The sequence below is a fragment of the Pseudomonas sp. RGB genome (assembly GCF_007713445.1).
Taxonomy (GTDB): Bacteria; Pseudomonadota; Gammaproteobacteria; order Pseudomonadales; family Pseudomonadaceae; genus Aquipseudomonas.
Genome location: NZ_VMSH01000005.1, coordinates 92,995 through 112,397 on the forward strand (window position 1 = coordinate 92,995; position 19,403 = coordinate 112,397).

At 60.7% G+C, this 19,403-nt stretch carries 17 protein-coding genes; 10 read left to right on the forward strand and 7 right to left on the reverse strand.

What is annotated here, in order from left to right:
• Nucleotides 1-68: 68 nt before the first annotated feature.
• From rlmF to FPT15_RS12600, 5 genes are all read right to left on the reverse strand, one after another.
• The gene (gene rlmF / locus FPT15_RS12580; RefSeq protein ID WP_145161371.1) at nt 69-1,088 is read right to left on the reverse strand and encodes a 23S rRNA (adenine(1618)-N(6))-methyltransferase RlmF; all 1,020 of its coding nucleotides are present in this window, start codon (nt 1,086-1,088) and stop codon (nt 69-71) included.
• Between the two features lie 237 nt (nt 1,089-1,325).
• Nucleotides 1,326-4,172 (reverse strand): valine--tRNA ligase, encoded by a 2,847-nt coding sequence (locus tag FPT15_RS12585; protein ID WP_145161373.1) that lies wholly within the window; start codon nt 4,170-4,172, stop codon nt 1,326-1,328.
• 212 nt (nt 4,173-4,384) lie between these two features.
• A complete protein-coding gene (locus FPT15_RS12590) occupies nt 4,385-4,771 on the reverse strand; it encodes a DNA polymerase III subunit chi (protein ID WP_145161375.1) in 387 nt (128 codons plus the stop codon).
• A gap of 7 nt (nt 4,772-4,778) precedes the next feature.
• The gene (locus FPT15_RS12595) at nt 4,779-5,207 is read right to left on the reverse strand and encodes a DNA polymerase III subunit chi (RefSeq protein WP_145161378.1); all 429 of its coding nucleotides are present in this window, start codon (nt 5,205-5,207) and stop codon (nt 4,779-4,781) included.
• Between the two features lie 51 nt (nt 5,208-5,258).
• A complete protein-coding gene (locus FPT15_RS12600) occupies nt 5,259-6,749 on the reverse strand; it encodes a leucyl aminopeptidase (protein WP_145161381.1) in 1,491 nt (496 codons plus the stop codon).
• 282 nt (nt 6,750-7,031) lie between these two features.
• Between FPT15_RS12600 and lptF the strand changes: the two genes are divergently transcribed.
• The 10 genes from lptF to tadA all read left to right on the forward strand — a co-directional run bounded on the left by lptF (nt 7,032) and on the right by tadA (nt 17,560).
• Nucleotides 7,032-8,150, forward strand: coding sequence for an LPS export ABC transporter permease LptF (gene lptF / locus FPT15_RS12605; RefSeq protein ID WP_145161384.1), 1,119 nt, complete (start codon nt 7,032-7,034; stop codon nt 8,148-8,150).
• Nucleotides 8,143-9,222 (forward strand): LPS export ABC transporter permease LptG, encoded by a 1,080-nt coding sequence (gene lptG, locus FPT15_RS12610; RefSeq protein ID WP_106579467.1) that lies wholly within the window; start codon nt 8,143-8,145, stop codon nt 9,220-9,222. The genes lptF and lptG overlap by 8 nt, the downstream gene beginning before the upstream one ends.
• Before the next feature lie 151 nt (nt 9,223-9,373).
• Nucleotides 9,374-11,173, forward strand: a complete 1,800-nt coding sequence (gene lepA, locus FPT15_RS12615) for a translation elongation factor 4 (protein ID WP_003210439.1) — start codon at nt 9,374-9,376, stop codon at nt 11,171-11,173.
• Nucleotides 11,174-11,178: 5 nt separating this feature from the next.
• Complete coding sequence (gene lepB / locus FPT15_RS12620) at nt 11,179-12,033, forward strand: signal peptidase I (protein WP_106579465.1); 855 nt, start codon at nt 11,179-11,181, stop codon at nt 12,031-12,033.
• 152 nt (nt 12,034-12,185) lie between these two features.
• Nucleotides 12,186-12,875 carry a ribonuclease III gene (gene rnc / locus FPT15_RS12625; RefSeq protein WP_094951369.1) on the forward strand — a complete coding sequence of 230 codons (690 nt, stop codon included), beginning with the start codon at nt 12,186-12,188 and terminating at the stop codon, nt 12,873-12,875.
• Nucleotides 12,868-13,770, forward strand: coding sequence for a GTPase Era (gene era, locus FPT15_RS12630; protein ID WP_005785147.1), 903 nt, complete (start codon nt 12,868-12,870; stop codon nt 13,768-13,770). The genes rnc and era overlap by 8 nt, the downstream gene beginning before the upstream one ends.
• A gap of 163 nt (nt 13,771-13,933) precedes the next feature.
• A complete protein-coding gene (gene recO / locus FPT15_RS12635; protein ID WP_145161389.1) occupies nt 13,934-14,617 on the forward strand; it encodes a DNA repair protein RecO in 684 nt (227 codons plus the stop codon).
• Nucleotides 14,618-14,668: 51 nt separating this feature from the next.
• Nucleotides 14,669-15,415, forward strand: coding sequence for a pyridoxine 5'-phosphate synthase (gene pdxJ, locus FPT15_RS12640; protein WP_145161392.1), 747 nt, complete (start codon nt 14,669-14,671; stop codon nt 15,413-15,415).
• A 271-nt stretch (nt 15,416-15,686) separates the two neighbouring features.
• Entirely contained in the window at nt 15,687-17,063 is a 1,377-nt protein-coding gene (locus tag FPT15_RS12645) for a multicopper oxidase family protein (RefSeq protein ID WP_145161395.1), read from the forward strand.
• Nucleotides 17,063-17,560 carry a tRNA adenosine(34) deaminase TadA gene (gene tadA / locus FPT15_RS12650; protein ID WP_145161398.1) on the forward strand — a complete coding sequence of 166 codons (498 nt, stop codon included), beginning with the start codon at nt 17,063-17,065 and terminating at the stop codon, nt 17,558-17,560. Before FPT15_RS12645 ends, tadA begins: the two co-directional genes overlap by 1 nt.
• Nucleotides 17,561-17,699: 139 nt before the next feature.
• Here tadA and cmoB read toward each other — a convergent pair whose 3' ends face one another.
• Entirely contained in the window at nt 17,700-18,656 is a 957-nt protein-coding gene (cmoB, locus tag FPT15_RS12655; RefSeq protein WP_145161401.1) for a tRNA 5-methoxyuridine(34)/uridine 5-oxyacetic acid(34) synthase CmoB, read from the reverse strand.
• A complete protein-coding gene (cmoA, locus tag FPT15_RS12660; RefSeq protein ID WP_145161405.1) occupies nt 18,653-19,396 on the reverse strand; it encodes a carboxy-S-adenosyl-L-methionine synthase CmoA in 744 nt (247 codons plus the stop codon). The genes cmoB and cmoA overlap by 4 nt, the downstream gene beginning before the upstream one ends.
• Nucleotides 19,397-19,403 lie beyond the last annotated feature (7 nt).

Below are 19,403 nucleotides of genomic sequence, written 5' to 3' on the forward strand. Positions count from 1 at the left end.
TGTTGCCTGCGATTTGACTGCAGTGGCGGCTCAACCGTGGCGAGGGAGCAAACGCCCTCGCCACCGTTTCAGTCGCGCACCCAGCGCTGACGCCAGATCTGCTGCTCGTTCTTGGTCTGGAAGGTCCAGGCCACGAAGCGGCTTTGCTTCTGACCCTGGGACATTTCCACCACCTGGCTCTCAAGTACTCCGGCTTTTTTGAGGGCTGTCTGGATTGCGGGCAAGTTCGACGCTTTTGACACCAGGGTGCTGAACCACAACACCTTGTGGGCAAAGTGCGCACTCTCGGCGATAAGCTGCGTGACGAAGCGCGCTTCACCGCCCTCACACCACAGCTCCGCCGACTGGCCACCAAAGTTCAGGACCGGCAACTTGCGCTTGGGATCGGCCTTGCCCAGAGCGCGCCACTTACGCTCGCTGCCCTTGGTGGCTTCTTCCATGGACGCGTGGAACGGCGGGTTGCACATGGTCAGGTCAAAGCGTTCGCCCGGCTCCAGCAGGCCCAGCAGGATCTGCTTGGGGTTGGCTTGCTGACGCAGTTGGATAACTTTGCTCAGGTCGTTGGACTGTACGATGGCCTTGGCGGCGGACACCGCGATAGGGTCGACCTCCGAGCCGAGGAAGTTCCAGCGGTACTCCATGTAGCCAATCAGCGGGTAGACGCAGTTGGCGCCCATGCCGATGTCCAGCACCTTGACGATTGAACCGCGCGGGATCTTGCCGTCGTTGACGCTGGCCAGCAGGTCGGCAAGAAAATGCACGTAATCGGCACGCCCCGGCACTGGCGGGCACAGGTAGTCCGCCGGAATGTCCCAATGCTGGATGCCATAGAACGCCTTCAACAGCGCCCGGTTGAACACCCGCACTGCGTCCGGGCTGGCAAAGTCGATGCTCTCTTTGCCGTACGGGTTGATGATCACAAATTGCGCCAGTTCCGGCGTGGTCTTGATCAGCGCCGGGAAGTCGTAACGGCCTGTGTGGCGGTTGCGCGGGTGCAGGGTTGCCTCTTTGCGCGGTGCCACGGGCTTGGCCGGGGCGGCGGATTTAGGCTTCTTGCGCGGAGGTTTAGGTGTGCTGGGGGCGGTCATGTTGATTCTGGTGTTGGCTCAAAGTGGTGGGCATTGTCACACATCCTGAGACCCTCTCGGGCAAATGTGGGAGGTGGCTTGCCCCCGATTGCGGTGTGAGAGGCAAAAATATTCAGACTGATACACCGCCATCGGGGGCAAGCCCCCTCCCACATTGACTGGATTGCCAGCAAGGATTGGAAAATTCCAGGGCAAAAAAAAGAGGCCCGAAGGCCTCTTTCTTACACGGGGTTCACCTTACAGGCTGGAAATCCGTGCATGTTGCTCCGCCAGCTTGCCCAAGGCCTGTTCAGCCTCGGCCAGCTTGGCGCGTTCTTTGTCGATCACTTCAGCCGGCGCCTTGTCGACGAACGCCGCGTTGGACAGCTTGCCGCCCACTCGCTGCACTTCGCCTTGCAGGCGGGCAATTTCCTTGTCGAGACGGGCCAGTTCCGCGCCCTTGTCGATCAGGCCAGCCATCGGCACCAGCACTTCCATGTCGCCGACCAACGCAGTCGCGGACAGCGGTGCTTCGGCGCCGTCAGCCAACACGGTGATCGACTCCAGTTTTGCCAGCTTCTTGAGCAGCGCATCGTTCTCGGTGAGGCGACGCTGATCTTCGGCGCTGGCATTCTTCACGAATACCGCCAATGGCTTGCCCGGCCCGATGTTCATTTCGGCGCGGATGTTGCGCGTGCCGAGCATCAAGGTCTTGAGCCATTCGATATCGCTTTCGGCCGCCTCATCAATGCGCGCTTCGTTGGCCACCGGCCAAGGCTGCAGCATGATGGTCTTGCCTTCGATACCGGCCAGCGGCGCGAGGCGCTGCCAGATTTCTTCGGTGATGAACGGCATGAACGGGTGCGCCAGGCGCAGGGCCACTTCCAGCACGCGCACCAGGGTGCGGCGGGTGCCACGCTGACGTTCGACCGGCGCGTTTTCGTCCCACAGCACAGGCTTGGACAGTTCCAGGTACCAGTCGCAATACTGGTTCCAGATGAACTCGTACAAGGCTTGTGCGGCCAGGTCGAAACGGAACTGGTCGAGTTGGCGGGTCACTTCGGCTTCAGTGCGCTGCAGCTGCGAGATAATCCAGCGATCAGCCAGGCTCAGCTCATAGGCTTCGCCGTTCTGGCCGCAGTCTTCGCCTTTATCCAGCACGTAGCGCGCGGCGTTCCAGATCTTGTTGCAGAAGTTGCGATAGCCTTCGACGCGGCCCATGTCGAACTTGATGTCGCGGCCGGTGGACGCCAGCGAGCAGAAGGTGAAGCGCAGGGCGTCAGTGCCATAGCTGGCGATGCCGTCGGCGAACTCGTCGCGGGTCTGCTTCTCGATCTTCTTCGCGAGTTTCGGCTGCATCAGGCCCGAGGTGCGTTTCTGCACCAGGGTTTCCAGGTCGATGCCGTCGATGATATCCAGCGGGTCCAGGACGTTGCCCTTGGACTTGGACATTTTCTGGCCCTGGCCATCACGCACCAGGCCGTGCACGTACACGGTCTTGAACGGCACTTGCGGCGTGCCGTCTTCGTTCTTCACCAAATGCATGGTGAGCATGATCATCCGGGCAACCCAGAAGAAAATGATGTCGAAGCCGGTGACCAGCACGTCGGTGGAGTGGAATTTTTTCAGGAACTCAGTCTGTTGCGGCCAGCCGAGCGTGGAGAATGTCCACAGGCCCGAGCTGAACCAGGTGTCCAGTACGTCGTTGTCCTGTTGCAGCGCCACGTCCGGGCCGAGGTTGTGCTTGGCGCGTACTTCGGCTTCATCGCGGCCCACGTAGACTTTGCCCGACTCGTCGTACCAGGCCGGAATCCGGTGGCCCCACCACAGCTGACGGCTGATGCACCAATCCTGAATGTCGCGCATCCACGAGAAGTACATGTTTTCGTACTGCTTTGGCACGAACTGGATACGGCCATCTTCCACGGCGGCAATCGCAGGTTCAGCCAACGGCTTGGTGGACACGTACCACTGGTCGGTCAGCCACGGCTCGATGACGGTGCCGGAGCGGTCGCCTTTCGGGACTTTCAGTGCGTGGTCGTCAACGCTCACCAGCAAACCGGCAGCGTCGAACGCCGCCACGATCTGCTTGCGCGCTTCAAAACGGTCGAGGCCGGCGTATTCGGCCGGGATCTTGCCGTCGATGCTCTCGTTCAGCGTACCGTCGAGGTTGAACACCTGGCACGCCGGCAGCACGGCGGCGTTCTTGTCGAAGATGTTCAGCAGCGGCAGATTGTGGCGCTTGCCGACTTCGTAGTCGTTGAAATCGTGAGCCGGGGTGATTTTCACGCAGCCGGTGCCGAATTCAGGGTCGCAGTAATCGTCAGCGATGATCGGAATACGACGACCAACCAACGGCAGCTCAACGAACTTGCCGATCAGCGCCTGGTAGCGTTCATCGTTCGGGTTAACGGCCACGGCAGCATCGCCGAGCATGGTTTCCGGACGTGTCGTGGCGACGATCAGGTAGTCGTTGCCCTCCGCGGTCTTGGCGCCGTCGGCCAGCGGGTACTTGAGGTTCCACAGGAAGCCCTTCTCGTCGTGGTTTTCCACTTCGAGGTCGGAAATTGCCGTGTGCAGCTTGGTATCCCAGTTGACCAGACGCTTGCCGCGGTAGATCAGGCCGTCTTCGTGCAGGCGCACGAAGGCTTCTTTCACGGCTTCCGAAAGGCCGTCGTCCATGGTGAAGCGCTCACGGCTCCAGTCTACGGACGAGCCCAGGCGACGGATCTGACGGCTGATGTTGCCGCCGGACTGGTCTTTCCATTCCCAGATCTTCTCCAGGAATTTCTCGCGACCCAGGTCATGACGGTTCTGGCCGGTGGCTTCGAGTTGGCGTTCCACCAGCATCTGGGTGGCGATACCGGCGTGGTCGGTGCCCGGTTGCCACAGGGTGTTGCGGCCCTGCATGCGGCGGAAACGGATCAACGCATCCATGATCGCATTGTTGAAGCCATGGCCCATGTGCAGGCTGCCAGTGACGTTCGGTGGCGGAATCATGATGGTGTAGGCATCACCCGCGCCTTGCGGAGCGAAATAATTCTCGGACTCCCAGGTCTCGTACCAGGAAGTTTCAATAGCGTGCGGCTGGTAGGTCTTATCCATGCGCGGCGGGACCCTAGTTGGCATTAATTCAGGAAAGCCGGCAAGTATAACGGGGGATAGGGCGCAGGGCGAGGCGAAGACAGGCTAGAGATGTACGCAGTGCAAATGGGGGAGGGGGCTTGCCCCCGATGGCAGTAGGTCAGTGACTGATAAGCTGACTGACCCAGCGCTATCGGGGGCAAGCCCCCGCCCACAGTAGATCCAGGTGTGGCTCAGGACTGATATTGGCTGAGCAACCGCTCCATGCGCGCATCCATTCGCCGTTTGATTTCGGCTTCGATATGCGGAGCAAAGTCGTCGATCACATCCTGCATGATCAACTGCGCAGCGGCGCGCAACTCGTTGTCCAGATGCAGCAGCAGGGCGTCGGGCGCTTTTTCTGCGGCGGGTTTGGCTTCTGCCACGGGAGCGGCAGCAACAGGCTCGGGTGCAACAGGCTTGCCACTGACCATGTCGAACAGCAGCGGAATCTGTACCTCGGCGTCGACCGTTTCGGTCAGCAGCGGCGGTTGCAAGCCATCATCACCGAGCAACTGACGGATCGACTCGAGGTCGTCCAGCAGGTGGTCGTCTTTTTTTATAGGGTTTGGCGTGTCCATCATGTACTCAAAGTCGTTGTAGCCGGTGATCCTGCAGAGAATAGCCCTGTTCGCGGTAGAAACGGAAACTCTCCCGCGCGGCCTGACGAATAGCCGGATCTTCCACCACCACTTCTGCCACACGGGCAAATGCCTTGGCGAAGGCGGGTACTTTCAGGTCCAGGTTGACCAACAGGTCGTTGTGATCGCCGCAGCTGTCGCCCAGGCCCAGCACAACCAAGCCTTCGGGTTCGGACTCGGCAGGGCCGTGCGGCACGAAGCTTTCGCCCTTGAAGCGCCATAAGCGCGCGTCGAGGTCATCACGTTGGGCGCCATCGCTGCAATGCAGGTAGATGCGGTGGCCCATGCGCCAGGCTTTTTCGGTGAGCTTGCAGGCAAAGTCCAGGCGCGCGGAAGGATCGGCGCTGGGCAATATATAGAAGTCGACTTGGGTCATTGCGGTTCCTGAGACCAGGGCGGCAAGAGGGCCGCCCCGGAATCTTCAGTTTCAGGCTTTGGCGCGATCCAGCAGGTACTGGGTCAGCAGTGGCACCGGACGGCCAGTGGCGCCCTTGTCCTTGCCGCCGCTGGTCCAGGCCGTGCCGGCGATGTCCAGGTGAGCCCAGTTGAGGTTCTTGGCAAAGCGCGACAGGAAGCAGGCTGCGGTGATGGTGCCGGCTTTCGGGCCGCCGATATTGGCGATGTCGGCGAACGGGCTGTCCAGCTGTTCTTGATATTCATCGAACAGCGGCAGTTGCCAGGCGCGGTCGTCGGCAGCCTTGCCGGCGCTGAGCAGTTGCTCGATCAACTCGTCGTTGTTGCCCAGCAGGCCCGAAGTGTGGGCGCCCAGGGCAACCACACAGGCACCGGTCAGGGTGGCGATGTCGATCACGGCCTGTGGCTTGAAGCGTTCGGCGTAGGTCAGCGCATCGCACAGCACCAGACGGCCTTCGGCGTCGGTGTTGAGGATTTCGACGGTCTGGCCGCTCAGGGTAGTGACGATATCGCCCGGACGGGTCGCGCCGCCGCTCGGCATGTTCTCGGCACACGCCAGGATGCACACCAGGTTGATCGGCAGCTTGAGTTCCAGCACGGCACGCAGGGTGCCGAACACGCTGGCGGCGCCGCCCATGTCGTACTTCATCTCATCCATGCCTGCGCCCGGCTTGAGGCTGATGCCGCCGGTGTCGAAGGTGATGCCTTTGCCGACCAGCGCGTAAGGCTTCTCGGACTTCTTGCCTCCGTTGTATTGCATCACGATCAGGCGTGGCGGCTGGTCGCTGCCCTGGCCCACGGCATAGAAGGAGCCCATGCCCAGGTCCTTGATTTTTTTCTCGTCCAGCACCTCAACCTTCAGGCCCTTGAATTCTTTGCCCAGGGCCTTGGCTTGTTCGCCCAGGTAAGTCGGGTGGCAGATGTTCGGCGGCAGGTTGCCCAGGTCGCGGGTGAACGACATGCCGGCGGCGATGGCCTGGGCGTGGGTCACGGCGCGCTCGACTTCAGCCTGAGCGGCCTTGATGGTCAGCAGGGTGATTTTTTTCAGGGCGCGCGGTTCGGCTTTCTGGCTCTTGAACTGGTCGAAGACGTAAGTGCCATCCACCAGGCTTTCGGCCAGCAGGCGGGTCTTGCCGTAGCTGTCACGGCCTTTTACGACGATTTCATCCAGGGCCAGTGCTGCATCGCTGCCGCCCAGGCCCTTGAGGGTGTTGAGAATGCCGCTGATGATCTTGCGGAACGGACGGTCGCCCAGTTCGGCGTCCTTGCCCACGCCCACCAGCAATACGCGGTCGGCTTTAAGGTTGGGCAGGCTCTGCAGCAACAGGCTTTGGCCGACTTTGCCGGCCAGGTCGCCGCGCTTGAGCACGGCGCTGATGGCGCCACCGCTGAGTTCATCCAGTTGCTTGGCGGCGACGCCGAGCTTGCGGCCTTCGCCGACAGCGACCACGAGGGTGGCGGTTTTCAACGTTTCGGGGCTAACGCTTTTTACAACCAATTCCATTTTCGGGTCCCTTATAAAGGTCTGTGAGCCTGAGTCTGTACCCAGGCTTTAAAGCGTGGCAGCTCTGTAAACCGCCAGCGACAAAGGCCGCAGTTTGAACCTCGCCGGCGGAGCCTGACAACCCTTGCCGCGTGCTTTGTGCACGCGTATGAGCAAGCACCGTGACAGGCGCGGTCAATCACAGGATAATGCGCCATCTTTTTAGCCGGCCCGTGCAAACGGGTCGACTCGGTATGCTTGCTTGTTTGGCCGCCTTAGCCTGACAACCCTGGAGTGTCTGGTTTGATCGTCTTCCGTTATCTGTCCCGCGAAGTCCTGTTGACCCTGAGTGCCGTGAGTGCGGTATTGCTGGTCATCACCATGAGTGGTCGTTTCGTCAAATTCCTGGCTCAGGCCGCTTCGGGCGCTCTGGATCCGGGCTCGCTGTTCCTGATCATGGGCTTTCGCCTGCCAGGCTTTTTGCAACTGATCCTGCCACTTGGCCTGTTTCTCGGCATTTTGCTGGCCTATGGCCGGCTGTACCTCGAAAGTGAAATGACCGTGCTGTCGGCCACCGGCATGAGCCAGCAGCGTCTGCTGGCCATGACCATGGTGCCGGCCACCGGCGTTGCCCTGGTGGTGGCATGGCTGAGCATGAGCCTGGCGCCTCAGGGCGCCATGCAGTTCCAGCTGCTGCTGAACAAGCAGGATGCGATGACTGAGTTCGACACCCTTGAGCCTGGGCGCTTTCAAGCGCTGAACGATGGCACGCGGGTGACTTACACCGAGACCATGACGGATGACCGCGCCAACCTGGGCGGCGTGTTTATTTCGCAGAAAAATCTCGGGCAGAACCAGAAAGACCGTGGCATCTCGATTCTGGTGGCCAACAGTGGTCGCCAGGAAGTGCGTCCGGATGGCAGCCGTTACCTGATCCTGGAAAATGGCTACCGTTACGACGGCAGCCCTGGCCTCGCCGATTATCGGGCGATCAAGTACGACACTTATGGCGTAATGCTGGCCAAGCCGGACATCAGCGAAGAGGTCACTGACCGCGATGCGCTGCCGACATCGTCGCTGTTTAACAATAAGGAACTGCGCTCCGTCGCCGAGCTGCAATGGCGGCTGTCGCTGCCGCTGCTGGTATTTATCGTGACGTTGATGGCCGTGCCGCTGTCGCGCGTCAACCCGCGTCAGGGTCGCTTCCTCAAGCTGTTGCCGGCAATTTTGTTGTACATGGCCTACCTGACCCTGCTGATTTCCGCCCGTGGTTCCATGGAGAAAGGCAAGTTGTCGCCGGTCCTCGGCCTGTGGGGCGTGCACGGGATCTTCCTGTTGATCGGCCTGGGGCTGCTCTACTGGGAACCTATCCGTTTGAAAATGAAGAGCCGTCGTGGCCTGAAGGAGTTGGCTCGTGGCTAAGCTCGATCGCTACATTGGTAGCAGCGTACTGATCGCCATTCTGGCGGTATTGGGCATTATTCTCGGTCTGGCCTCGTTGTTCGCCTTTATTGACGAAGTGGGCAACGTCACCGACACCTACACCGTCATGGATGTGTTGAGTTACGTGGCGCTGACCGCACCGCGCCGGCTCTACGACATGATGCCGATGGCCGCGCTGATCGGTTGCCTGATCGGGCTGGGCAGCCTGGCCAGCAGCAGCGAACTGACCATCATGCGCGCCGCCGGTGTATCGATCGGGCGCATTGTCTGGGCGGTAATGAAACCCATGCTCCTGCTGATGGCGTGCAGCGTGCTGATTGGCGAGTACGTGGCGCCTCCGGCCGAGGCCACTGCTCAGGCCAATCGCGCCCTGGCCCAGGGCTCGGGGGATGCGCAAAGCGCCAAGCACGGCCTGTGGCACCGTCAGGGTGATGAGTTCATCCACATCAACGCCGTGCAGCCGGGCGGTTTGTTGGTGGGTGTGACGCGTTATACGTTCGACAAGGAACGGCACATGCTGACCTCCAGTTTCGCCAGGCGCGCGCAATACGATGCCGAGAAATGGACGCTCAGTGACGTCACCACTACGTACTTCCGCAATGTCGGGCAGGGCACCAAGGCCAGCACCGAAGTGATCAATGTGCCGAGCGAGCAATGGGATATCGCCCTGAAGCCGGAACTGCTCAACACGGTGGTGATGATCCCGGAGAGCCTGCCGATTACCGGTTTGTGGAGCTATATCCACTACCTCAAGGATCAGGGCCTGAATAATGGCCGCTACTGGCTGGCGTTCTGGGTCAAGGTGCTGCAGCCGGTGGTCACCGCCGCGCTGGTATTGATGGCGATCTCGTTCATCTTCGGCCCGTTGCGTTCCGTGACCCTCGGTCAGCGGGTGTTCACCGGCGTACTGGTGGGCTTTACCTTCCGTATCGCCCAGGACTTGCTCGGTCCGTCGAGCCTGGTGTTCGGTTTCTCGCCGCTGTTTGCGGTGCTGGTGCCGACAGCTATCTGCGCCCTGGCCGGGTTCTGGCTGTTGCGCCGCGCGGGTTGATACTGCGCTTATGAACAAAAAATGCCCCGTTCGAGAGATCGGGGCATTTTTGTTCTGGTCAGCAAAGATGACGTCTGGCCTGAGCATCAGGTACAATTCCCGGCTATTTTTCAGCGGGCAATCTGCCTGCAGCCTTTTTGAGTGTTGATCCGTGAGTGATTTGAGTCATATCCGCAATTTCTCCATCATCGCCCACATTGACCATGGTAAGTCGACGCTGGCCGATCGATTCATCCAGATGTGCGGCGGCCTTGCCGAGCGTGAAATGGAGGCCCAGGTACTGGACTCCATGGACCTCGAGCGCGAGCGCGGGATCACCATCAAGGCCCACAGCGTTACCCTGTACTACACCGCCAAAGACGGTATCAAGTACCAGCTCAACTTCATTGACACCCCGGGCCACGTTGACTTCACCTATGAAGTCAGCCGTTCCCTGGCGGCCTGTGAAGGTGCGTTGCTGGTCGTGGACGCGGGCCAGGGCGTCGAAGCCCAGTCCGTGGCCAACTGCTATACCGCCATCGAGCAAGGCCTTGAGGTCATGCCGGTGCTGAACAAGATCGACCTGCCTCAGGCCGATCCGGACCGTGTCAAAGAAGAGATCGAGAAGATCATCGGCATTGACGCCACCGACGCCGTCGAGTGCAGTGCCAAGACCGGCCTGGGCGTCGACGAAGTGCTCGAGCGCCTGGTCAAGACCATCCCCGCACCTACCGGCAACTACGAAGATCCGCTGCAAGCGTTGATCATCGACTCCTGGTTCGACAACTACCTGGGCGTTGTTTCCCTGGTACGTGTACGCCACGGCCGTGTGAAGAAGGGCGACAAGATCCTGGTCAAGTCCACCGGCAAGATCCATCTGGTAGACAGCGTCGGCGTGTTCAACCCGAAACACACCGCCACCACCGACCTGAAAGCCGGTGAAGTGGGCTTCATCATCGCCGGCATCAAGGACATTCACGGTGCACCGGTCGGTGACACCCTGACCTTGAGCTCCACCCCTGATGTAGACGTGCTGCCGGGTTTCAAACGCATCCAGCCGCAGGTTTACGCCGGCCTGTTCCCGGTCAGCTCCGATGACTTCGAAGACTTCCGCGAAGCCTTGCAGAAGCTGACCCTCAACGACTCGTCGTTGCAGTACACCCCGGAAAGCTCCGACGCGCTGGGCTTCGGCTTCCGCTGCGGGTTCCTGGGCATGCTGCACATGGAGATCATCCAGGAGCGCCTTGAGCGCGAATACGACCTGGACCTGATCACCACCGCGCCAACGGTTATTTTTGAGCTGGCGCTGAAAACCGGTGAAACGATTTACGTCGACAACCCGTCCAAGCTTCCGGATCTGTCCTCCATCGAGGACATGCGCGAGCCGATCGTGCGGGCCAATATTCTTGTGCCGCAGGAACACCTGGGCAACGTCATTACCCTGTGTATCGAAAAACGTGGCGTACAACACGACATGTTGTTCCTTGGTACCCAGGTGCAAGTGACCTACGATTTGCCGATGAACGAAGTGGTCCTGGACTTCTTCGACCGTCTCAAATCCACCAGCCGCGGCTATGCTTCGCTGGATTACCATTTCGATCGTTATCAATCGGCTAATCTGGTGAAACTGGATGTGCTGATCAACGGCGACAAGGTAGATGCACTGGCGCTGATCGTGCACAAGGACAACGCGCACTACAAAGGTCGGCAGTTGACCGAAAAGATGAAAGAACTGATTCCGCGTCAGATGTTCGACGTCGCGATCCAGGCCGCCATTGGCGGGCAGATCATTGCACGGACCTCCGTCAAGGCTCTCAGAAAGAACGTACTGGCCAAATGCTACGGCGGTGACGTAAGCCGTAAGCGCAAGCTGCTTGAGAAGCAAAAGGCCGGTAAAAAACGCATGAAGCAAGTGGGCAACGTGGAAATTCCACAAGAAGCCTTCCTTGCGGTGCTCAGGTTGGATAGTTAGGTCCTATGTCACTAAATTTCCCGCTGTTGCTGGTCATCGCCGTTGCCGTTTGCGGTCTCCTGGCGTTGCTCGATCTGGTGTTCTTCGCCCCGCGTCGGCGGGCGGCTATCGCTTCCTATCAGGGCAGCGTCAGCCAGCCCGATGCGGTGGTGGTCGAGAAGCTGAACAAAGAGCCTCTGCTGGTTGAATACGGCAAGTCGTTCTTCCCGGTGTTGTTCATCGTGCTGGTGCTGCGTTCGTTCCTGGTGGAGCCGTTTCAGATCCCTTCGGGGTCGATGAAACCGACCCTGGACGTGGGCGACTTCATCCTGGTGAACAAGTTTTCCTACGGGATCCGCCTGCCGGTGCTCGACAAGAAAGTCATCCCGGTCGGTGACCCGCAGCGCGGCGATGTGATGGTGTTTCGCTACCCAAGCGACCCGAACGTCAACTACATCAAGCGCGTAGTCGGGCTGCCGGGCGACGTGATTCGCTACACCAGCGACAAGCGTCTGTTCATCAATGGTGAGTCGGTGGCCGAGAAACTGATCGGCGCCGAACCGAACACCTTGGGCAGCGCCGAGCTGTATCAGGAAAAACTCGGCGCGGTAGAGCACGAAATCCGTAAGGAAATGAGCCGCTACCGTGCGATGCCTGATGGCGAGTGGAAAGTGCCTGCCGGGCACTACTTCATGATGGGCGACAACCGCGACAACTCCAACGACAGCCGTTACTGGGATGACCCCAATATTCCCAAGGACCTGCTGGGCATGGTTCCCGACGAGAACATTGTCGGCAAGGCCTTTGCGGTCTGGATGAGTTGGCCGGAACCCAAACTCAGCCACCTGCCGAACTTCTCGCGGGTCGGGCTGATCAAGTAATACAGGCGGCGCTGTGAACACAGCGCCGAATGCTTTTCTGGGGTTCGGACAATGCGTCGTCCGGCCTCATGCGGCACCAACCAGGATTTGAATTTGAACACTGCGTCAATCGTCGATGGCCGCCGGTGCCACCAACTAGATATGGATAAACCGTGACCGTTTCTCTAAGTCGTCTCGAGCGTCAGCTCGGCTACACCTTCAAGGACCAGGAATTGATGGTCCTTGCCCTCACACACCGCAGTTTTGCAGGGCGTAATAACGAGCGCCTGGAATTTCTCGGTGACGCCATCCTCAACTTCGCCGCCGGTGAGGCGCTGTTCGAGCGTTTCCCGCAAGCGCGCGAAGGCCAGCTGTCACGCCTGCGTGCGCGGCTGGTGAAAGGCGAGACCCTGGCCGTGCTGGCCCGCGGTTTCGGCCTGGGCGAGTACCTGCGCCTGGGTTCCGGGGAACTGAAAAGCGGTGGCTTTCGTCGCGAGTCGATCCTGGCTGATGCCCTCGAAGCGTTGATCGGTGCGATCTACCTGGATGCAGGCATGGAGACGGCCAAGGAGCGCGTGGTGGCCTGGCTGGCTTCGGAGATCGAGAGCCTGACGCTGGTCGACACCAACAAAGATCCCAAGACCCGCCTGCAGGAATTCCTGCAGTCGCGCGGTTGTGAACTGCCACGCTACGAAGTGGTGGATATCCAGGGTGAGCCGCATTGCCGCGTGTTCTTCGTGGAATGTGAAATCACCTTATTGAATGAAAAAAGCCGAGGTCAGGGTGTGAGCCGTCGTATTGCCGAACAGGTAGCGGCCGCTGCAGCACTGATTGCCCTGGGCGTGGAGAATGGCCATGACTGATTCAACCGCAACACGCTGTGGCTATGTTGCCATCGTCGGCCGTCCGAACGTGGGCAAGTCCACGCTGCTCAACCACATCCTGGGCCAGAAGCTTGCGATCACCTCGCGCAAGCCGCAGACCACCCGTCACAACATGCTGGGCATCAAGACCGAAGGCAACGTGCAAGCGGTCTATGTTGATACCCCGGGCATGCACAAAGGCGGCGAGAAAGCCCTGAACCGCTACATGAACAAGACCGCTTCGGCGGCGTTGAAAGACGTCGACGTGGTGATCTTCGTGGTCGACCGCACCAAGTGGACCGACGAAGACCAGATGGTTCTCGAGCGCGTGCAGTACGTCACCGGCCCGTTGATCGTCGCGCTGAACAAGACCGACCGCATCGAAGACAAAGCCGAGCTGATGCCGCACCTGACCTGGCTGCAGGAGCAACTGCCGAACGCCCAGATCATGCCGATCTCGGCCCAGCACGGTCACAACCTTGAGGCCCTGGAGCGCGTGATCGCGGGTTACTTGCCCGAGAACGAGCACTTCTTCCCGGAAGATCAGATCACCGACCGCAGCAGCCGCTTCCTCGCCGCTGAACTGGTGCGCGAGAAAATCATGCGCCAGATGGGCGCCGAGCTGCCTTACCAGATCACCGTCGAAATCGAAGAGTTCAAGCAGCAGGGCAAAACCCTGCATATTCATGCGCTGATCCTCGTCGAGCGTGACGGCCAGAAGAAAATCATCATTGGCGACAAGGGCGAGCGCATCAAGCGCATCGGCACCGAAGCGCGCAAGGACATGGAGTTGCTGTTTGATTCCAAGATCATGCTCAACCTGTGGGTGAAGGTTAAGGGTGGTTGGTCCGATGACGAGCGCGCGCTGCGCTCCCTGGGCTACGGCGACCTGTAGGGTCTTGAATACACCACAGGGCTGAAAATGTGGGAGGGGGCTCGCCCCCGATAGCGGTGGGTCAGTTAACAAACAAGTGACTGACACACTGCCATCGGGGGCAAGCCCCCTCCCACATTAGGTTTGTGTAGTTTTCAAAAATGCATTGCAGCAGTGAGCATCCATGTCCCAACCCACCAGCCAACTCGCCTACGTCCTGCACAGCCGCGCCTACCGCGAGACCAGCGCCCTGGTGGACTTCCTCACGCCCCAAGGCCGCCTGCGTGCAGTCTTGCGCAGCGCCCGAGGCAAGGCCGGCACGCTGGCCCGGCCGTTCGTGGCCCTGGACGTGGAGTTTCGTGGCAAGGGCGAGCTGAAAAACGTCGGCCGCCTGGAAAGCGTCGGCAACTCCGCCTGGCTCAACGGTGAAGCCCTGTTCAGCGGCCTGTACCTCAACGAGCTGCTGATCCGCCTGCTGCCCGCCGAAGACCCGCACCCTGCGGTCTTCGATCACTACGCCGCGACGCTCATTGCACTGGCCGAAGGCCGCCCGCTGGAACCGCTGCTGCGCGCCTTTGAATGGCGATTGCTCGACGACCTGGGCTACGGCTTTGAACTGAGCAACGACCTGCACGGCGACCCCGTCGCCGCAGACGGCATGTACCGCCTGCAAGTCGACGCCGGCCTGGAACGCGTTTACCTGCTGCAACCCGGCCTGTTCCAGGGCACCGAGTTGCTGGCCATGAGCGAAGCCGACTGGACTGCCCCTGGCGCCTTGTCTGCGGCCAAGCGCTTGATGCGCCAGGCGCTCGCCGTGCACTTGGGCGGGCGGCCGCTGGTCAGTCGCGAGTTGTTTCGAAAGCCCTGACAACCCCGTGTATGCTGTGCGGCGTTTCTTTCCCTTTTCAGGAGCGCTTCCGTGAGCACCAGCAATCGCATTCTTCTTGGCGTCAACATCGACCACGTCGCTACCCTGCGCCAGGCCCGGGGCACCCGTTACCCTGATCCGGTCAAGGCCGCGCTGGACGCCGAAGAAGCGGGCGCCGACGGCATCACCGTGCACCTGCGCGAAGACCGCCGCCACATCCAGGAGCGCGACGTGTTGCTGCTCAAGGACGTGCTGCAAACCCGCATGAACTTCGAAATGGGCGTCACCGAAGAAATGATGGTGTTCGCCGAACGCATCCGTCCGGCGCACATCTGCCTGGTGCCGGAAACGCGCCAGGAGCTCACCACCGAAGGCGGCCTCGACGTCGCTGGCCAGGAAGCGCGGATCAAGGCTGCGGTCGAGCGTCTGTCGAAGATCGGCAGTGAAGTCTCGCTGTTTATCGACGCCGACGAGCGCCAGATCGAAGCCTCGCGCCGTGTTGGCGCGCCGGCCATCGAACTGCACACCGGCCGCTATGCCGATGCCACCACGCCCACCGAAGTCGCCGACGAACTGCAGCGCATTATCGACGGCGTACAGTGCGGCCTCAATGAAGGCCTGATCGTCAACGCCGGCCATGGTTTGCACTACCACAACGTCGAAGCCGTGGCTGCGATCAAGGGCATCAACGAACTCAACATCGGCCACGCGCTGGTGGCGCACGCGCTGTTCGTCGGTTTCAAAGGCGCGGTGGCCGAGATGAAAGCCCTGATCCTGGCGGCTGCCAGCTCCAAGTGAGCACAGTCTAAAAATCACTGAAGATCAAAATGTGGGAGGGGGCTTGCCCCCGATAGCGGTGTGTCAGTCAGCCTATCTGTAGCTGACCCACTGCAATCGGGGGCAAGCCCCCTCCCACAGTGATTTTCGGTGTATCCAGAGGTGTAGTTACCCAGCCAAACCCATTGAATTCAGCCATGCGGCAATGCGAAGCCTTACTGTTTAGCCGGGTCAGGTGTATCGTATCTGCCCTTTGCGGGCCTCTGGCCTGTGGCAGATACGTGAGGTTGTTGTGTCCCGATCCTTTTCCCGTCGACAAATCCTGGGTGGTCTCGCAGGCCTGGCCGTAGTGGGCGTCGGTGCCGGTGGCGGCTATCGCTACTGGCTGGGGAAAGTTGCCGAGGCTGAAGCCGGGCACGATTACCAACTGATCGCCGCGCCGCTGGACGTGGAACTGGTGCCAGGCCACAAAACCGAAGCCTGGGCATTTGGCCCCTCGGCGCCGGGCACCGAGTTGCGTGTGCGCCAGGGTGAGTGGCTGCGGGTGCGCTTTATCAACCACTTGCCGGTCGCCACCACCATTCATTGGCACGGCATCCGCCTGCCGCTGGAAATGGACGGCGTCCCTTACGTCTCGCAGTTGCCGGTATTGCCCGGCGAATACTTCGATTACAAATTCCGTGTGCCGGACGCCGGCAGCTACTGGTATCACCCGCACGTGAACAGCAGCGAAGAACTCGGCCGTGGCCTGGTGGGCCCGCTGATCATCGAAGAGCGCGAGCCCACCGGTTTCAAACACGAGCGCACCCTGAGCCTGAAAAGCTGGCACGTGGACGAAGAGGGGGCCTTCGTGGCCTTCAGCGTACCCCGTGAAGCCGCGCGTGGCGGCACGGCCGGGCGGTTGTCGACGATCAATGGCGTGTCCCAGGCGGTGATCGATTTGCCCGCCGGGCAAATCACCCGCGTGCGCCTGCTCAACCTCGACAACACGCTGACCTATCGCATCAACATTCCCGACGTCGATGCGCAGATCTACGCGCTGGACGGCAACCCTGTCGAGCCGCGCCCATTGGGCAAGGAATACTGGCTGGGCCCGGGCATGCGTATTTGTCTGGCGATCAAGGCACCGCCTGCCGGTGAAGAACTCTCCATCCGCAACGGCCCGGTGCGCCTGGGTACCTTCCGCTCCGTCGCCAATACCGATGCGCCCACCGAATGGCCACCGGCGCTGCCCGCCAACCCGATCGCCGAGCCGGACCTGGCGAATGCCGAGAAACTCAACTTCAATTTCGAATGGGTCGGTACCGTGTCGGTCGATGACGGCAAACCGCCGAGCCTGTGGCAAATCAACGGCAAGGCCTGGGACATCACCGACAAGACCTGTGCCGATCGCCCGATTGCCAAGCTTGAGAAGGGCAAAAGCTACATTTTCGAATTGAAAAACATGACCCAGTACCAGCACCCGATCCACCTGCACGGCATGAGTTTCAAGGTAATCGCCTCGAACCGCCACAAGGTGATCCCGTACTTCACCGACACTTACTTGCTGGGCAAGAACGAGCGCGCGCGCGTGGCGTTGGTGGCGGATAACCCGGGGGTGTGGATGTTCCATTGCCACGTGATCGATCACATGGAAACCGGCCTGATGGCCGCCATCGAGGTGGCGTGATGCGCCAGATTCGCCCCACGGCGATTATCGACCGCAGCCGCGACCAGGACTTCATGCGCGAAGCCCTGGCCCTCGCCGCCCAAGGCGCCGCCCTTGGCGAAGTGCCCGTGGGCGCCGTGCTGGTGCAGGACGGTGAAATCATCGGTCGGGGTTTCAATTGCCCGATCAGCGGCAACGACCCCAGCGCCCATGCCGAAATGGTCGCCATCCGCGCCGCCGCGCAGGCGATCAGCAACTATCGCCTGGTCGGCAGCACGCTGTATGTAACGCTGGAACCGTGCAGCATGTGCGCGGGCCTGATTGTGCATTCGCGCATCGCGCGGGTAGTGTACGGCGCGCTGGAGCCCAAGGCGGGGATCGTGCAAAGCCAGGGGCAGTTTTTTACCCAAGGGTTTCTCAACCATCGGGTGCTGTTTGAAGGCGGGGTGTTGGCTGAGGAATGCGGGACAGTGTTGAGTGAGTTCTTTAAGGCCAGAAGAGCCAAGCCCACACTCTAAAGAACACTGAAAACCAATGTGGGAGCTGGCTTGCCTGCGATAGCGGTGCATCAGTCACTGATCAATTGACTGAAAGATCGCTATCGCAGGCAAGCCAGCTCCCACAGTTTGATCTCCATTTATTCAGGGAGATTGCAGGTTATTTCTTCGCGATAATCACCGCCCGCATCGGCGCCGGCAGCCCTTCAACGGTCTTGCTGTGATCATCCGGGTCCAGGAAGTCGCGCAGCGACTGGTACTTCATCCACTCCGTGCCGCGCTGTTCCTCGACCGTGGTCACGCTCACATCCACGCAGCGCACGTCGCTGAACCCGGCACGCCGTAGCCACAGCATCAAGGCCGGTACCGAAGGCAGGAACCAGACATTGCGCATCTGCGCATAGCGGTCTTCCGGCACTAACACTTGCTGCTGATCGCCTTCGACCACCAGCGTTTCCAGCACCAATTCGCCGCCTTTGACCAGGCAGTCTTTCAATGCCAGCAAGTGCTCGATCGGCGAACGGCGGTGATAGAACACGCCCATGGAAAACACCGTGTCGAAGCCTTCCAGGTTCGGCGGCAGGTCTTCAAACGGGAACGGCAAGTGCCAGGCCTTCGGCTCGTTCAGGTAGCGCTGTACGGCCTGGAACTGGCAGAAAAACAGCCAGTTCGGGTCCACGCCAATCACGCTGTCGGCACCCGCGCCGAGCATGCGCCACATGTAGTAGCCGTTGCCGCAACCCACGTCGAGGATGCGCTTGCCGTTCAAATTCAGGTGCGGGGCAACGCGTGACCACTTCCAGTCCGAACGCCATTCGGTGTCCACATGCACGCCAAACAGGTTGAACGGGCCTTTGCGCCACGGGCTCAGGCCCATCAGCGCGGTGCGCATCTGTGCGCGGGTGGCGTCGTCGCAATCGGTATCAAGGGTCAGGCCATTGAGCAAATCGACTTCGCTGGGCTGGATCTGCGGCAGCGCATCCAGCGCACTCTGCCAACGCTCCAGGTCGCCATGACCCTTTTCCATCTTGCTATCGAGTTGCGCTTGCAGGCCTTGGGCCCATACGGCCAACGGAGTACCGACCAGGTGGCGGGCGAGGGGAGAGAGATCAATCATGGCAAGGCAATCAACGAGGCAAAGTTAAGACACTGGAACCACGGCACGACTTTCGAGAACCCGGCTGCCAGCAGGCGTTCGCGGTGTTCTTCGAGGCTGTCGGGCTTCATGACGTTTTCGATGGCGCTGCGCTTCTGGGCGATTTCCAGTTCGCTGTAGCCGTTGGCGCGTTTGAACGCGATGTGCAGGTCGGTGAGCAATGCGTGTTCTTCAGGGTCGTTGAACCGCAGCTTTTCCGAGAGGATCAACGCGCCGCCCGGCAGCAGCGACTGGCGGATGCGCCCCAGTAATGCCAGGCGTTGATCGGGGGCGATAAATTGCAGGGTGAAATTCAGCGCCACCACCGAGGCCGGTTGGAACTGCAGCGCGAGGATATCGCCCTCGATCACCTCAACCGGCAGCAACTCCTGGAACATCGAGTCCTGGCCATTGAGGTATTCGCGGCAGCGCTCGACCATCGCCGCCGAGTTATCCACGGCGATTACCCTGCATCCGTCGGTGCGCACATGGCGGCGCAGCGCCTGGGTGACCGCGCCGAGGGACGAGCCCAGGTCGTAGAGCACGCTGTTGGGTTGCGCAAACTGCGCGGCCAGTACGCCGAGGTTCTCGACGATGGTCGGGTAACCGGGCACCGAGCGCTTGATCATGTCCGGGAACACCCGCACCACGTCCTCGTTAAAGGCGAAGTCCGGCACCTGGGGCAGGGGCTGGGCGAATAGGCGATCGGGTTCTTTGCTCACGGTTGTT

Coding starts and splice junctions, on each gene's coding strand:
- tadA (WP_145161398.1), top strand. CDS start 17,063: ATGCGCCAGATTCGCCCCACGGCGATTATCGACCGCAGCCGCGACCAG.
- rlmF (WP_145161371.1), bottom strand. CDS start 1,088: ATGACCGCCCCCAGCACACCTAAACCTCCGCGCAAGAAGCCTAAATCC.
- FPT15_RS12600 (WP_145161381.1), bottom strand. CDS start 6,749: ATGGAATTGGTTGTAAAAAGCGTTAGCCCCGAAACGTTGAAAACCGCC.
- FPT15_RS12595 (WP_145161378.1), bottom strand. CDS start 5,207: ATGACCCAAGTCGACTTCTATATATTGCCCAGCGCCGATCCTTCCGCG.
- FPT15_RS12590 (WP_145161375.1), bottom strand. CDS start 4,771: ATGGACACGCCAAACCCTATAAAAAAAGACGACCACCTGCTGGACGAC.
- cmoB (WP_145161401.1), bottom strand. CDS start 18,656: ATGATTGATCTCTCTCCCCTCGCCCGCCACCTGGTCGGTACTCCGTTG.
- era (WP_005785147.1), top strand. CDS start 12,868: ATGACTGATTCAACCGCAACACGCTGTGGCTATGTTGCCATCGTCGGC.
- recO (WP_145161389.1), top strand. CDS start 13,934: ATGTCCCAACCCACCAGCCAACTCGCCTACGTCCTGCACAGCCGCGCC.
- FPT15_RS12585 (WP_145161373.1), bottom strand. CDS start 4,172: ATGGATAAGACCTACCAGCCGCACGCTATTGAAACTTCCTGGTACGAG.
- lepB (WP_106579465.1), top strand. CDS start 11,179: ATGTCACTAAATTTCCCGCTGTTGCTGGTCATCGCCGTTGCCGTTTGC.